This window comes from Paenilisteria rustica (genome assembly GCF_013820765.1).
Lineage (GTDB): Bacteria > Bacillota > Bacilli > Lactobacillales > Listeriaceae > Listeria_A > Listeria_A rustica.
In genome coordinates this window covers 38,559-53,606 of the sequence record NZ_JABJVM010000014.1, presented here as the reverse complement: position 1 = coordinate 53,606, position 15,048 = coordinate 38,559, and the positions used below count along the sequence as shown (strand labels likewise).

Here is a 15,048-nt window from a genome sequence, read left to right as displayed (position 1 = left end):
TAAGAAAAAACAGGAAGGGGGTGTTTTCAGATGAAAAAATTAGAAGGTTCATTTATTTTCTTATTTCTTGTATTAGTTGCTGTGGGTATCGCTTTTGAGATGCTTTTTAGGTGGGAATTACTTGTGCTATTTGCGGTTGGGATTTGTTTTTTATTCACATCGCGCAAAGAGGGTATTCCAAAGAACAAGGCTCGTACGCGACTTTTTATTGCAGCGATATTTATATTGATTTCGGTGCTTTTAACGGCTACATTCAAAATTGGACTCGTAATCGCAGGAATTTTTGCGGTATATTATTATGTTAGTCGTAAGCGTGCGCCACAATTATTGATGGTTAAAACGAAGGAAAGGGCTGAGAATCCTAATCCGCGCAATACGTTTATTCGCAATCAGTGGTTTGGTAATCAGCGGGTGCTAGATGTAGTATATGAATGGGATGATATCAACGTTCAGACAGGTATTGGTGATACGATTATCGATCTTGGTAATACGGTTTTGCCAACGGGTGAGAGTGTTGTTTTGATTCGGAGTTTTTCGGGCAAGATTCGCTTATTAGTACCGTTTGATTTGGGGATTTGTCTGGAGCACTCAGCTATTTTCGGGCATTTGCAGTATGATAAGGAAAGTACGGCTGTGCAAAATGATACGATTAAATTGTACTCGGATAATTATGAGACGGCGCCGCGTAAGGTGAAGATCATTACGTCTGTCGTGCTTGGTGATTTAGAGGTGATTACACTATGACGTTTACACGCGCATCGATGGCGACAACGACAGGTTTGTTACTCCTTGCCTCGCTTGGAACGACGGTGATTTATCAATCGGGTGGCGATATTTCGTGGTATGACCTTTTGATTGGCAAAAAGATCTTTTACTTGCCGTTTATTGTTTTTATTGTGTTGATGGCGATTTCGGTTGGAATCATTGTTGGAGCGGTGATTGGCTACATTATTAAGCGGAAGTTCGAGGCGATTGATTTCTCATTGCGGCTTTTAGAGCAAGGGGAATTGGAGAAGAAGCCGGCGGATGATGATGAAATTTATGCAGAGATTCAGCAGGTTTATAGCCAGATTGAGCGGTTGCGTGAAAAAATGAAGACACAGACGATGATGACGCAGGAAATTGCGAATGAGCGTGCGGAAACGACGGGGCAGACGAAAGAGGCTATTTTGGCGGAGGAGCGGCACCGGATTGCGCGGGAATTGCATGATTCGGTGAGTCAACAGCTTTTCGCGGCGATGATGCTTTTGTCGGCACTTAATGAGCAAAGCGAGAAGAATGCGACGCCGATGATGCAGAAGCAGCTGAAAATGGTGGAATCGATTGTCAATGAATCGCAGTCGGAAATGCGCGCGTTATTGCTACACTTACGCCCGATTCAGTTGGAAGGCAAGTCGCTGAAAATGGGAATTGAGTTGTTGTTGAAAGAGTTGACGACGAAGTTACCGATTCAGGTTGAATGGCAAATCGAGGATATTTCGTTCCAAAAAGGCATCGAGGATCATTTATTCCGAATCGTGCAGGAGCTACTTTCTAATACATTGCGTCATTCGAAGGCGAATCTGCTGGAAGTTCGGATGATTGTGATCGATAATTTGGTCGTTTTAAAAGTGGTCGATGATGGTGTCGGCTTTGATATGAATAAACCGCAGACTGGTTCGTATGGTTTGCAGAATATGCGTGAACGGGTGGCTGAATTTGGCGGCTCGATTAAAATCATTAGTTTTCCTAAGAAGGGAACGAGTGTGGAAATTAAGATTCCACTGGTGAAGAAAAAGGATGTGGACGGCGAATGATAAAAGTTTTACTAGTAGATGATCATGAAATGGTGCGAATCGGTGTTTCTGCGTATCTTTCGGTGCAGGATGATATGGAAGTCGTTGGGGAAGCGGAGAACGGTCGCGAAGGCGTGGAGCTTGCGATGGAGCTGCGTCCGGACATTATTTTGATGGACTTAGTGATGGATGAAATGGACGGGATTGAGGCGACGCAGGAAATTATGCGTCAGTGGAAAACGGCGAAGATTATCATCGTGACGAGTTTTATTGATGATGAGAAGGTGTATCCAGCGCTTGAGGCGGGTGCATCGAGTTATATGTTGAAAACGTCGACGGCGGGCGAGATTGCAGATGCTATTCGTGCTACATATGGCGGGGATTCTGTATTAGAACCAGAAGTAACCGGGAAAATGATGCAACGTTTGACTGCGAAACCGGAGAAGAATTTGCATGATGATTTGACGAATCGGGAAAACGAAATCTTGTTGCTAATTGCAGAGGGTAAATCGAATCAAGAAATTGCGGACGAACTTTTTATTACGCTAAAAACGGTGAAGACGCATGTGAGTAATATTTTATCGAAGCTAGATGTGCAAGACCGGACGCAAGCGGCGATTTATGCGTTTAAACATGACCTTGTCGATAAAGAGTAAGGGGGCGGATTTTTGCGATGAAAGAAGGATTTGCAGTTATTGGATTAGGACGTTTTGGCGGTAGTATTTGTAAGTCACTTGTGGAGCAGGGAATGGAAGTGCTGGCGATTGACTCGAGTGAGGAGCGCGTCAACGAATTTATGTCGATTGCGACGCATGCCGTGATTTGTAATTCAACCGATGAAAATGCGTTGCGCCAACTTGGAATTCGTAATTTTGAGCATGTGATTGTGTCGATCGGTGAGGATATTCAGTCGAGTATTTTGACGACGCTAATTTTGAAAGAGATGGGCGTGAAGTACGTTACGGCCAAGGCAACGAACGATAAACATGCGAAGTTACTTGATAAAATCGGGGCGGATCGCGTGGTGCATCCAGAGCGTGATATGGGCCGCCGCATCGCGCATTATATCGTTTCTAAAAATATGTTGGACTACTTGGAGCTATCGGATGAGTACAGTTTGGTCGAAATTTCCGTTTCCAACCGCCGCTTCTTAGGGAAAAGCCTGCACGAACTGGATTTTCGAAATACGTATGGCGTGAATATTGTCGGAATTAAGCGTGATAAACAGATGATTATTACACCAGAAGCAACCGACATATTGGAATCGAGCGATGTTTTGATTGTCATTGGTAGCGATGATGATATTGAACGCTTGCAAGAACAAATTCAATAACATGGAAAGTTAAGCATGAAAGGGGTGCTTAGCTTTTTTTATTTTGTCTAGATATCATGTCTATGTGCTGGCAAACTGGGGTATATGATATACAGCTATCCGAATGAGGTAATCTGTGATAAAATTTCTATATGATACTAAAACTTAGAGGAAAAGGGGACAACGCAGAATGAAAAAACTAATTTTAGCGAAACTAGGGACGAAGGGCTTAATACATATGTTGCAAGTTTTTATTTTTGCGCTTATTTGTGTCGGTGTCCATACACTGCTCATACCGCAATTTATTGGCATCCTTCCGATTGCGTTATTGATGGGGATTATCTCGATTCAGCCGACGAGTGGTTTTACAAAAAAGGCAATGTCAAAAATAGGAATTATGTTCGTATTCGCTTGTGTGATCGTTGGGACTTCATCGGTATTTTTTGATATGAATGTGTATGTCTATTTTGTGGTGATGGTCGTTGCGCTCCTTGCGATTAACTTTATGATGCCGCAAAAATATATGGTTATTACGATGGCGATTGGGACGGCGTTATTTTTCTTGGATACATCAGATATGAACGCGCCATATTGGGTCGTTTTAATCATTATGATGGCTGATGTGGCCGTCTTCTTTATCGTGGTTCGCTTGATTGTAAGATTTGTGCATATCCCAGTGGAGAAATCGATTCAGATGATGATGAAGCAAACGATGGGACTATTTCAAAAAGAATTGCATAACATTTTAGTGAAAAAAGAAGGTGGCCGACCGAAGCCTCTGTATGGTATTTTTGTTCAGTCACAAATGTTGATTCGTGAATATGCGGCGGGAAAACAGAAGGACCCAGCGCATGTTGAAATTTACCAGAAAGCATTGGCTTCGTATTTACAAGCTTATTTCAGCCTATTGACGATTTCTGAGTTGGGCGAATATCAAGTCGATGAAACCGTGCAGGGAGCGTTGCGCGCCATAGGTCTTGATGATATTCCTGTTGTTTCGAATGGGGATGCCATTTTGTCGTTCCATATTAAGGAGTTCGCAAAAGGCATGGAAGCCATACGAGGAAGTATTCAAACGCTAAACGGGGGTGAGGTTGCATGAAAACGACATTAAGAGAACGGTTAGCGCTAGACCCTCGCGTTGCTAAAGTGCTTATCAGTATGTTTATTTGTATTTTGCTATACCCTTTTTTCGGGAAGTATATTGTGTATCCGACTTACGTGTTTAATGCGATTTACATTACGGCTCAGCTGACGAAAGGCGCGACGTATAAATCGAGCATGGAGCGTATTTTGGGAACGCTTGTCGGTGGTGCAACGGGGGTTCTGTTCTACTTTATCGTTCCAGATAATCATTTTTTGATGATACCGATTGCGGCGACGATTGCGGTATTATGGGGTTACCTTTTTGTCGGTAAATTTACGCCAGTTATCGCGGTTATTACGGTCATGATTTTGGTTGGAAAGGGTGAGGGACAGCCGGTGCTCTATATTAACAACCGGATTATTGATACGCTGATTGGCCTGGCTATCGGTCTGCTTGTCTACTCCCTTTATCCGAAAAAGAAGACAGAGATGAACCGGGTATTCTATGACCATGCAAAAGCCTGCTTGACGCAAATGGATACAATTCGTGCGAAGTATCAAAATGAAGAAGTGTTGCATGATGATTTAGTCGGGGCGTGGAAAGCTTTACAGGCGCTGAAAGAGGAGCGAATGAAGATTGTGAATGATAGCAGTTTTGTGCCTAAAGTAGGAGAAGCGGAGCCGATGTTATCACTGATTCATGATTTAGAACAAATGATGAATAATTTGGAGGTTTTATACCATCATCCGATGTCTGACAACCCAGGTCCAGAACTAATTGCAGTGATTCCGTATCACGAGCAAGCGTTTGATGCGCTGGATGTAAAGGTGAGGCAAGAAATCGGGATTTAAGTAAAAATAATTTGATAGAGGGTCTACTATTTGGTTGGAGCTATCAAATTCGTATGAGGTGAATATATGGATGCAACAAATTATAATGCGCAAGAGTTCCGGCAAAAAGTTCTTTCCGATTTGGTGATTAAGACGAGCGATTCGATGATTTTAATGTGTGCGATATTGATTGCTTCGGTGGGATTGAATATGAATTCGATTCCGGTTATTATTGGTGCAATGCTAATTTCGCCACTGATGACACCGATTTTAGGGATTGGCTACGGGCTTTCTGTTTTTGATTTTCAGATTGTAAAAAAGGCGGCTTTATTGTTATTTGTGGAGGTTGTTGTCAGTTTAGTGGTTGCTACGCTTTACTTTTCAATTTCGCCGATTACATACGCGAGCAGCGAGCTTATTGCTAGGACTTCTCCGACGATTTGGGACGTTGTCATCGCATTTACAGGGGGCGTTGCTGGAATCATCGGCGCTAGAAAGAAAACGAGTACGAATATTGTGCCGGGTGTTGCGATTGCTACAGCGCTGATGCCGCCGCTTTGTACGGTTGGTTATTCGATAGCTACGTTGCAATTTTCTTATTTTATAGGTGCTTCCTATTTATTTATTATTAATAGTGCATTTATTATGATTGCGACGTTCATCGGTGTTCGCTTCATGCGTTTTCCTTTGCATACAATGAAAAGTAGCAAGGAGAACAGAAGAATGAATGTAATTCTGATTATTTTATCGTTGTTGGTTGTAGTTCCAAGTATTTTTTCAGCGGCAACATTGGTGCAGGAAAGTATCCGGACATCGGCTATTAGTCAGTTTGTGAAGGAAGAGTTTCCTGATGATGTGGTTCTTGATCAGGATTACAACGATGAGACGCAAAAATTAGTTGTTACGATATCAGGTGATTACATGTCTAAAAGCGATGTAGCGAGTGTTCAAGATAGTTTAGCTGACTATGGGTTGGAGGACGTCACGCTAGATATTGACCAAATTCCAGATTTGAATGAGCTCGATGGTGCAGAGTTGAAGCAGTATTTGGATAAATATATTTCAAATCAAGAGGATAATAAAAGTGTAGAACAGCAAGACAGGACAGCAAACTAAATTAACTTGAGGTAACCTTATGGCATTTGTCATAGGGTTTTTCTTTGTGCTCAAAAATAAAAAACGTCACGATTTTGTCGTTTTTTGAATGAAATACTGTTACAAATATACAACGCATAAACTCCCTGTTTGGTATATTTTTAGTATCGATTAATTCAAGTGGAGGTGAGGGTGACCAATGCGTAAAAATTTTAAAAGAACATGGCGTAGTATCCCAACTGTCTTCTTAATAGGCGGACTTATAACATCATCTTTAGTTATAAATCCATGGAACGTGCAGCATGTGACAGCAGCAACTAGTACAGAAAAGAAACAAGTATTACAGGAAACATCTGATGTTATTTCGATAACAAATGGTGATTTTGAAAACCCTCAATTCAGTGGATCGTATAAAGTCTTTGATCAAGCAAGTGTACCAGGATGGAATACAACCGCAAGTGACGGACAAGTTGAGTTGCAAAGAGATGTTCAAGGTATAACTCCATTTTCGGGGGAACAGTATGCTGAGTTAAATGCATCATTTGAAGTCGCCTCTTTATATCAAGATATACCAACGACCCCTGGTTTAAATGTTCATTGGCATGTATATCATAGAGGAAGAAAAGGAACAGATACAGCTTCTATCACATTTGGGGCACCTGGTGGAGCAATGGTTGAACAGGCTAGAATGACTGACGGAAATAGCCAATGGGGCCTTTACACAGGTGTGTATACGATTCCTGAGGGACAGACTGTAACACGTTTTCAATTTGATTCCATTTCGTCGACAGGCGGCGATGGTGTCGGAAATTTACTTGATAATATTCAATTTGCCACGCAATCTATCTTAGATGTAGAAGGTAGTTTTTCTACGGTGGATATGAAAGTACGTAATACTACAAACTACCAATTACAAGTGGCGAATGTTGGTGGTATGACTGCTGTAAACAATACCTTTACTGTTAAAATTCCTCCTGAGTTGAGCTACAGCCCTAGAACGCTTTCTTCTAGTGACACTTCGATTACAAATGAACAATACAATGCTACAACAGGTGAACTTACATTTGCCATCTCGGGCCTTAAAAAAGATGCCTCCGCAATGATACAAATACCTCTTAAAGGGACAGAAATAACGGACGCGGCAACACCAACTACAAGTGTGACGTATAACGATGAGAACTTCGATACAGATGTCTATAATGCAAATGCAGCCGATAGTTCTATAGCCATTTTAGATAATCATATACCAGTAATTACAGGCGAACTGGAAACGATGATTCAGCCTGATTCCTCTTTTGACCCGATGAGTACTATTCAAGCGACTGACGTGGAAGATGGGGATATAACAACAAATGTGAACGTGGCAGGTAGCGTGGATACAAGCAAGTCGGGCATGTATGAACTGACCTATGATGTAACGGATTCTGACGGGAATGTTGCTTCGTTTAGGCGTACCGTTACTGTTGCAGAAAAACCGGTCATTAGTGCTACAACGAAAGTAGCGATTCAAGAGGGAGATAGCTTTGACCCTCTTGCAGGCGTCAAAGCGACGGATAAAGAAGATGGTGATTTGACAAGTCAACTAATGATTGACGGTTCTGTAGATACAAATCAACCAGGTGATTATGAACTAACGTATACAGTGACCGATAGTGATGGCAATACAACAACATTGATCCGTACGATTACAGTGCAGGACAAACCTGTTTTTGAATTCAATGAAGCACCAGAGGATTTAGTTTTTGAAACGACTGAAATTACTAGTGGTGAAGTAGATATTCCACGTCAAAATCCAGATTGGAAGTTGCAAATCAAGGATACGCGGAATAATGGTGAGAAGTGGCAAGTGACAGGAACGGTAAATGGGCCTTTTGTCGACGTGAATAATCCTAGTAATAAAAAACTATATGATGCTTTGATTTACACGAAAGATGGTGTAGAAACACGTATAATGGACAATCAAGCGTTCGTTATCGGGGAAGGTACGTCGAATTCTGATGACATTACGACCATTCAGTATGCAGCTGATGAAGGGATTCATATGAAAATCAATCCTACCGGTGTGAAAGCGGATAGTCATTATCAGACGAGCATCACGTGGACATTAAATGATACCCCGTAAAAGAATATTTGGAAAGGATGTGAGGCACAGAGAGCTTTCACAAGTTATCTAATCCATCAAGCCTTGGCAAATAATTAAGATAGTGAAAAAGCTGATAGCAACATCAAATCGGCACACTTTGAAGGAGACTACTATTTTGAACGTAAATAAAAAAGCAATTTTAGCAACAGTCGCAGTAACAACCGCATTCGCCGCATCTCTTATCGCCCCGAACAACACCATCGCAAAAGCCGCAGAAATTGGTACGCTGGATTCCACGGGTTCTGTCGTTTTTAAAGCGCAAGATAGCTCTGATAACAACAATCCAGTTGATCCACTAAATCCAGATACGCCGGTTGATCCAGATTCAACGGACCCAGGAACAGGCGGCCCATTAAGTATTGATTACGCTTCTTCCTTTGATTTTGGGACACAAACGATTTCTGGGGAAACAAAAACATACACGGCAAAACTAGATCAAATGACCGTTGACGGTTCCAAGGTCGACGTGCCGAATAATGTCCAAGTCACAGATAACCGCGGAAATAACGCTGGCTGGCAGCTGACTGTAGCAGAAAATGGACAGTTAACGGATGGCTCAAGTCGTGCGCTTGATGGTGCGGCAATAACGATTACGAAAGCTTCGGCTGTGACAAGAAGTGATTCGGATATTCCAGCTCCAACAGTCGCCACTTCTATTACCTTAAATCCAGATGGAACGGCTGCTATGGTTATGAATGCAGAAGCTGAGGAAGGTATGGGTCATTGGGTAGATAACTTTGGCGCAGATAATACAGAAGCCGCCGATGCTGTCACGTTAAATGTACCTGGTAAAAGTGCGAAATACTCGGATTCGGCGTATACAACGTCATTGACATGGACGTTATCAGATACACCAAGCTAAGAGTTGAGGACATAAAAAGTACGTATCGAAAAATCTAAACGCAGATTTTTCGATACGTACTTTTTTTGCTTAGTCTAATCCTAAATGGTTTCGGAATGCTTTCGTGGCAGCGGCTTTAGAATCGGCTTCGGGTTCATAGTAATAGAGATTGAAACCGTAAGCCTCACTGTAAATAGAAACGCCTTCTCCCTCCATTTTGAGTGTGTCGACATTGTTTCGAACACTCGAGTAGTTTGTGGCAATTTCGATGATGTCATCCATCACGAGGTTGGTCGTGAAATTGTCGCCTACTGCTTTTAGGAGTTTATTGAAATGTGTGATCGAAGCAGTTCCAGCAAGCTCGTTACTGATTCCCATGATGACGTCGCGTTGACGATCTTGGCGGCCGAAATCTCCGCGGGGATCTTCATGGCGAATTCGAACATATTGCAAGGCTTCTTTTCCATTTAAGTCAATTTTGCCTTTCACAAAGCGCTTGTTGACTTCGGTTAGATTGATATCATTTGTGACACGAACACCGCCCACAGCTGATACGAGGTCGCTGAAGCCTTTCATGTTGATTGTAACGTAATAATCGATGGGAACGTTCATAAGCTTCTCTACGGCGTTTACAGTACCTTCTGCGCCGCCTTTTGAATAGCTACCATTTATTTTTCCAATATCGCCGTCATCGTATGTCACTTTCGTATCGCGAGGGATACTAAGCATCTTGACGGAGTTCTTTTCTTTGTTAATCGTTGCAAGAATCATGGAGTCAGAGCGACCGGTTTTCTCGCCAGCACGGGCATCGGTTCCAATCATCAGGATAGAAAAAGCATGGCCATCTGTCAGCGTACTAGTAGAGACCTTATCCTTTGATAGTGGTACGTGAATACCGTTTAAAGTCTGCTGTATACCATTGTAATAATGAATCGCAAAAGCACCTAGTGTGAAACTGATGCCAAGTAGGATAACAAAGGAGATCTGGAGTCGGTGCATAAGTCTGGATGGTTTTTTCTCAAAGGGTTGAAAGCGAATTGTATCCATATTTTTTTCCTGTCTTTCTGTGTGTGTTTGACACGTCTTATTTATAAATGCTATAAGTGGTATAAATGCTACATTATTGTTAAAATTAACACTATCACAATGTTATCATTCTAAGGGCTATAAATCAAATTAGAATTTAATGATAAAATGGGAGGAATTTTGCCATGAAAGAGGAAGAAAAGGTATCAAAAATGGCTCGGGGACTGATTGTTTCGTGCCAAGCGCTAGAGGAAGAGCCGTTACATAGTCCGTCTATTATGGCGAAAATGGCACTTGCCGCTAAAATTGGTGGGGCTGTTGGGATTCGGGCGAATACGGCGGTGGATATTGAGGCGATTAAAGCAGAAGTGGATTTGCCTGTCATCGGGATTTATAAGAAGAATTACGGCGCGTGTCCGGTCTTTATTACGCCGACGATGCGAGAAGTGGATGAAATTGTAGCGACAGGTGCGGAGATTGTTGCGATGGACGGGACGGATCGGGTTCGACCTGATGGGACAGTCATTGCGGATTTATTTCCTGAAATTAGACGTAAGTATCCGGAACAGCTTTTTATGGCGGATGTGGCGACTGTTGAGGAGGCGATTGCTGCGGAAAAATTGGGATTCGATTTTGTGGCGCCGACTTTATTTGGCTACACGGATGAGACGAGTGGGAAGAAAATTGCGGATGATGATTATGCGCTTTTGCGTCAGATTGCGCGTGAGGTTAAAGAGGCGCGTGTGATTGCGGAAGGGAATGTATTGACGCCGGAAATTGCGCAACATATTCAGGAGATTGGGGTTTTTGCGATTGTTGTCGGTGGGGCGATTACGAGGCCGCAGTTGATTACGGAACGGTTTGTGGATGCGCTGAAATAGATATGATAAGGAGTTTTTTTATGGAGACGAAAGTCAGTCAGAGTGATTTTCCAGGTAAATGGGTATCGGGAATATCGTTACTAGTAGCACCGCTTTACTTTTAACTGGAATGCTTCTACGCGTCAAATTTCATTTCTTTTTTCCAGATCAGCTTAAAGCTTATGTGGGCCATCCGGAATTAATGACGTTAGCCTATAGTTTGTTTGCGTTAGGAAATGTGCTCTTGTTTCCTGGGGTGATATTGCTGGCAAAGAGGATCTGTGTAGATAGGCCGTTGTGGGGGATTTGGGGTGGAATGTTTGTTGTTCTTGGGCTCTTTGCACGGACTTTTCACGCGGGTGCAGATTATTTGGCATTCCAAGTAGCTCACCAGAAAGGCGTGGAGGAAGCGATGGACTTTGTTGCCAATTCGTATGGGACGTTCCATATTTTTCATTCGTTTTCCCTTTTTATCATGATTGGATGGCCTATTCTCGCGATCGGAGCTTACCTTTCAAAAGAACTTCGATGGTACCAATGTATCGGTTTGTTTGTGATGATATCGCTACCTTTAGGCGTTTTAAAGGGAACGACTACGGCTGGGCTGGTGGCTATTGTTGGTTTGTGTATTGCTTTTATACCATTGGGAATAAAAGTATTGCGTGAAGGCGAGAAGGCTAGTCTCAAAAAGCTGATTTTATGGACTAGCGTGGTTGTATTTCTCTGTATTTTTTCGTTTATTTTTGGAGAATTAGGATAGTGGATTTTGATGAGCAGGTGTTTGCTATTTGGGCATCTGCTTTTCTTTAGTTTGTCTATTTGACATGTTATATGACTATGCTATATTTTAATGAAAGCGTTTAACTAACAGGAAGGTGTGATGGAATGTTTTGGACGAAGGAAAAGGTGCAGAATCGGAATGTGGAGGTTAGTGGATATCGGTATGTGAAATCGGAGGTTATCGCGGAATTTGGTATCTTGGAGGATCTGGAAGGTGCGATTGGGAGTTACCCGGATGGGCTTGATTTCACGGAGACGATTGCGCTTGGTGAGGATTGGCGTGGACGGGATCGCTATGTTTGGTTGAAGGCAAGTGTGGTGTTGCCTGCGAAACGAGAGGGTTGCCGGATTCTGGGGTTCTTTGATTTCGGGAAGACGGGGGACGGGAATAATGCTGGTTTTGAATCGCTGTTGTTTGTGAATGGCGAGCCGTATCAGGGCGTGGATCAGAATCATAAGGAAGTGTTTTTTGATGACACGCTTGCTGGGACGCGGGTGGAGCTGATTTTTAGGCTTTGGTCGGGGCTTGAGGGTGGCGGTCAGGTGAGGACGCAGGAGCATCGGTTGAACGAGGCGTTTATTGGGTATTTGGATGTCGCAGTGGACGATCTGTATTATACGGCTTTTGCGGCTTTGCAAACGCTCGATTATTTAGGGGAGAGTAGCACGGAGCGTTACGGTTTGATGCAGGCGCTGGACCATAGTTTTCGCGTGATTGATTGGGCGAATCCTGGGAGTGCGGAGCATGTGGCGTCGCTTTATGAGGCTGGACGGGTGCTTAATGAAAAAATTGATGCGATGCCAAAAAATTTCGATGTGACGGTGACGTGTGTCGGGCATACGCATATTGATGTGGCTTGGTTATGGCGTTTGAAGCATACGCGTGAGAAATCGGCGCGGTCGTTTTCGACGGTGATGCGGTTGATGGAGCAGTATCCGAATTATGAGTTTTTGCAGTCGCAGCCTCAGTTGTACGCGTATATTAAGGCGGATTATCCGGATATTTATGCGAAGATTAAGGAACGAGTTGCCGAGGGGCGTTGGGAAGCGGATGGTGGGATGTGGCTGGAGGCGGATTGTAATATTCCGTCTGGTGAGTCGTTGGTGCGCCAAATTTTGCAAGGGACGCGTTTTTTTAAAGAGGAGTTTGGCAAGGAGAGTAAATTCTTGTGGCTGCCGGATGTGTTTGGGTATAGTTGGGCGCTGCCGCAGATTTTGAAGAAGTCGGGAATTGAGACGTTTATGACGACGAAGATTAGTTGGAATCAGTTTAATCGGATGCCGCACGATACGTTTTGGTGGCGCGGGATTGATGGTTCGGAGATTTTGACGCATTTCATTACGTCGCCGGATGTGCATGATCTTTATTATACGTATAATGGGAATATTACGGCGCGGACGGTGAAGGGTGTTTGGGATGGTTATCGGGATAAGAATCTGAACAATGAGCTGCTGGTTTCGTATGGTTTCGGTGATGGTGGCGGTGGTCCGACGCGCGAGATGCTGGAAATGATTGAGCGGTTTGACAAGATGCCGGGCATGCCAAAAGTGGAGACGGGACTTGCGGGGCCTTATTTTGAGCGCTTGCATGAGCGGGTGGAGAATTCGGAGGAATATGTACATACGTGGAATGGCGAGCTTTATTTTGAGTATCATCGCGGGACGTATACTTCGCAGGCGCACAATAAGAAAATGAATCGGAAGTTGGAGTTGCTGCTTCGGGATGCGGAATGGTTCCAAGTTTTGCAGGCGGCGCAAACGAGGGATTTTACGGCGTATCCGAGTGATTTATTGCGGGAAAGTTGGCGGATTGTGTTGCGGAATCAGTTCCATGATATTATTCCGGGTTCTTCGATTCGGGAGGTTTACGAGGATTGTGTCGAGGAGTATGATGAAGCGGAGAATTTGGCGTTGATGGCTTATGATGAGATGAGTGCGATGGATGAGGAGGCGCCGAATGCGATGACGCTTTTGAATAGTTCGATTTGGGAGCGGCCGCGCTTGGCGGAGATTGCGATTCAGACGGACGAGCCGGTCATTTGGAAGGATGCGGATGGGAAGCAGTTGGATGCCGAGCGGAATGTAGCGGATAGTTGGCTTGTGGCGGTGGATCGCTTGCCTTCGATGGGAGCGGCGACGCTGACGTATGAAGTGATCGCAAAACCGGTTGATACGAAACCGCTTGCTCAAAATGGTGATGGTTTCCTGGAGACGAATCGCTATCGTGTGACTTGGAACGAGGCGGGGCAATTTACGACCATTTTTGATAAAATAAATGAGCGAGATGTGCTTGCAAAAGGCGAGTGTGGTAATGTATTGCAAGTTTTTGAAGATAAGCCGTTGAATTTTGATGCGTGGGATATTGATATTTATTATCAGGAAAAAATGCGCGAGGTGACGCAGCTGGAAAGTGTGGCGGTGACGCAAAATGGTGCCTTGCAAACGACGCTTCACATGACGTGGACTTACGGCGCTTCGACGATTTCGCAGGCGATTCATTTTTACCGTGATAGTGCGCGGATTGATTTTGAAACGGAGCTTGATTGGCACGAAAGGCAGCAACTGCTGAAAGTCGCGTTTCCGGTTGATGTGATGGCGACGGAAGCGACATATGAAATCCAGTATGGGAATGTGAAGCGACCGACGCATTGGAATACGAGTTGGGACTATGCGCGTTTTGAGACGGTTGGGCATCAGTGGGCGGATTTGAGCGAGACGGGGTATGGTGTTAGTATTTTGAACAATTGTAAATATGGCCACGATATTAAGGATCACGTGATGCGTTTGACGTTGCTAAAATCGGCAATATATCCGGACGTGACACAGGATCAAGGCGCGCACAGCTTTACGTATGCCTTGTTGCCACATGCGGGTGATTTTGTGCATGGGGATGTTGTCCAAGAAGCCTGGGCGTTAAATAATCCGCTCCGCGCGGCGCTTGGCTCTCATGATAACCGTTCTTTGTTGAAAACAGACGCGGAGCAAATTCAAATCGATGCCGTGAAAAAAGCAGAGGATGACGATGCGATTATTGTAAGGCTACATGAATTTACCGGCGGGCGTTGTCACGTAACGATGACGAGTGATTTCGAAGTGGAGTCATGGCAAGAATGTGATTTAATGGAGCGTCCAATCGGCGAACAAGAAACGGGTAAATGGGCTTTCCAGGTTACACCATATGAGGTGAAAACGTTCAAAATTAGACTGAAATAAGATCGCGATACCTTAGCGAAAACAGGAAGTAATATTACTGTTTCGTTAAGGTATTTTTAATGGTGTTGAAAAGGGTTGGGGCTTTT

At 43.7% G+C, this 15,048-nt stretch carries 13 protein-coding genes; 12 read left to right on the top strand and 1 reads right to left on the bottom strand.

What is annotated here, in order from left to right:
* Positions 1-30 precede the first annotated feature (30 nt).
* The 9 genes from liaF to HPK16_RS12430 all read left to right on the top strand — a co-directional run bounded on the left by liaF (position 31) and on the right by HPK16_RS12430 (position 9,104).
* Positions 31-744 carry a cell wall-active antibiotics response protein LiaF gene (gene liaF, locus HPK16_RS12470; RefSeq protein WP_181677270.1) on the top strand — a complete coding sequence of 238 codons (714 nt, stop codon included), beginning with the start codon at positions 31-33 and terminating at the stop codon, positions 742-744.
* On the top strand, positions 741-1,796 hold the full coding sequence (locus tag HPK16_RS12465) for a sensor histidine kinase (protein WP_181677269.1): 1,056 nt from the start codon (positions 741-743) through the stop codon (positions 1,794-1,796). The genes liaF and HPK16_RS12465 overlap by 4 nt, the downstream gene beginning before the upstream one ends.
* A complete protein-coding gene (locus HPK16_RS12460) occupies positions 1,793-2,431 on the top strand; it encodes a response regulator (RefSeq protein WP_036090513.1) in 639 nt (212 codons plus the stop codon). Before HPK16_RS12465 ends, HPK16_RS12460 begins: the two co-directional genes overlap by 4 nt.
* A 17-nt stretch (positions 2,432-2,448) precedes the next feature.
* Positions 2,449-3,108 (top strand): potassium channel family protein, encoded by a 660-nt coding sequence (locus HPK16_RS12455; protein WP_181677268.1) that lies wholly within the window; start codon positions 2,449-2,451, stop codon positions 3,106-3,108.
* Positions 3,109-3,277: 169 nt separating this feature from the next.
* Complete coding sequence (locus tag HPK16_RS12450; RefSeq protein ID WP_181677267.1) at positions 3,278-4,189, top strand: hypothetical protein; 912 nt, start codon at positions 3,278-3,280, stop codon at positions 4,187-4,189.
* Entirely contained in the window at positions 4,186-5,025 is an 840-nt protein-coding gene (locus HPK16_RS12445) for an FUSC family protein (protein WP_181677266.1), read from the top strand. Before HPK16_RS12450 ends, HPK16_RS12445 begins: the two co-directional genes overlap by 4 nt.
* Before the next feature lie 66 nt (positions 5,026-5,091).
* The gene (locus tag HPK16_RS12440) at positions 5,092-6,120 is read left to right on the top strand and encodes a DUF389 domain-containing protein (RefSeq protein WP_181677265.1); all 1,029 of its coding nucleotides are present in this window, start codon (positions 5,092-5,094) and stop codon (positions 6,118-6,120) included.
* A 178-nt stretch (positions 6,121-6,298) separates the two neighbouring features.
* Positions 6,299-8,221, top strand: a complete 1,923-nt coding sequence (locus tag HPK16_RS12435) for an immunoglobulin-like domain-containing protein (RefSeq protein ID WP_181677264.1) — start codon at positions 6,299-6,301, stop codon at positions 8,219-8,221.
* Positions 8,222-8,357: 136 nt separating this feature from the next.
* Positions 8,358-9,104: a WxL domain-containing protein gene (locus tag HPK16_RS12430; RefSeq protein WP_220132334.1), complete on the top strand. Its 747-nt coding sequence runs from the start codon at positions 8,358-8,360 to the stop codon at positions 9,102-9,104.
* A 69-nt stretch (positions 9,105-9,173) separates the two neighbouring features.
* Here HPK16_RS12430 and HPK16_RS12425 read toward each other — a convergent pair whose 3' ends face one another.
* Positions 9,174-10,130 carry an LCP family glycopolymer transferase gene (locus tag HPK16_RS12425; protein ID WP_181677263.1) on the bottom strand — a complete coding sequence of 319 codons (957 nt, stop codon included), beginning with the start codon at positions 10,128-10,130 and terminating at the stop codon, positions 9,174-9,176.
* A gap of 164 nt (positions 10,131-10,294) precedes the next feature.
* On the opposite strand from HPK16_RS12425, the gene HPK16_RS12420 reads away from it, so the two are divergent.
* The 3 genes from HPK16_RS12420 (at position 10,295) to HPK16_RS12410 (ending at position 14,962) form a co-directional block, all read left to right on the top strand.
* Positions 10,295-10,990, top strand: coding sequence for an N-acetylmannosamine-6-phosphate 2-epimerase (locus HPK16_RS12420; protein WP_181677262.1), 696 nt, complete (start codon positions 10,295-10,297; stop codon positions 10,988-10,990).
* Between the two features lie 58 nt (positions 10,991-11,048).
* Positions 11,049-11,729: a hypothetical protein gene (locus HPK16_RS12415; protein WP_181677261.1), complete on the top strand. Its 681-nt coding sequence runs from the start codon at positions 11,049-11,051 to the stop codon at positions 11,727-11,729.
* A 125-nt stretch (positions 11,730-11,854) separates the two neighbouring features.
* A complete protein-coding gene (locus HPK16_RS12410; protein WP_181677260.1) occupies positions 11,855-14,962 on the top strand; it encodes an alpha-mannosidase in 3,108 nt (1,035 codons plus the stop codon).
* The last annotated feature ends 86 nt before the right edge of the window (positions 14,963-15,048 follow it).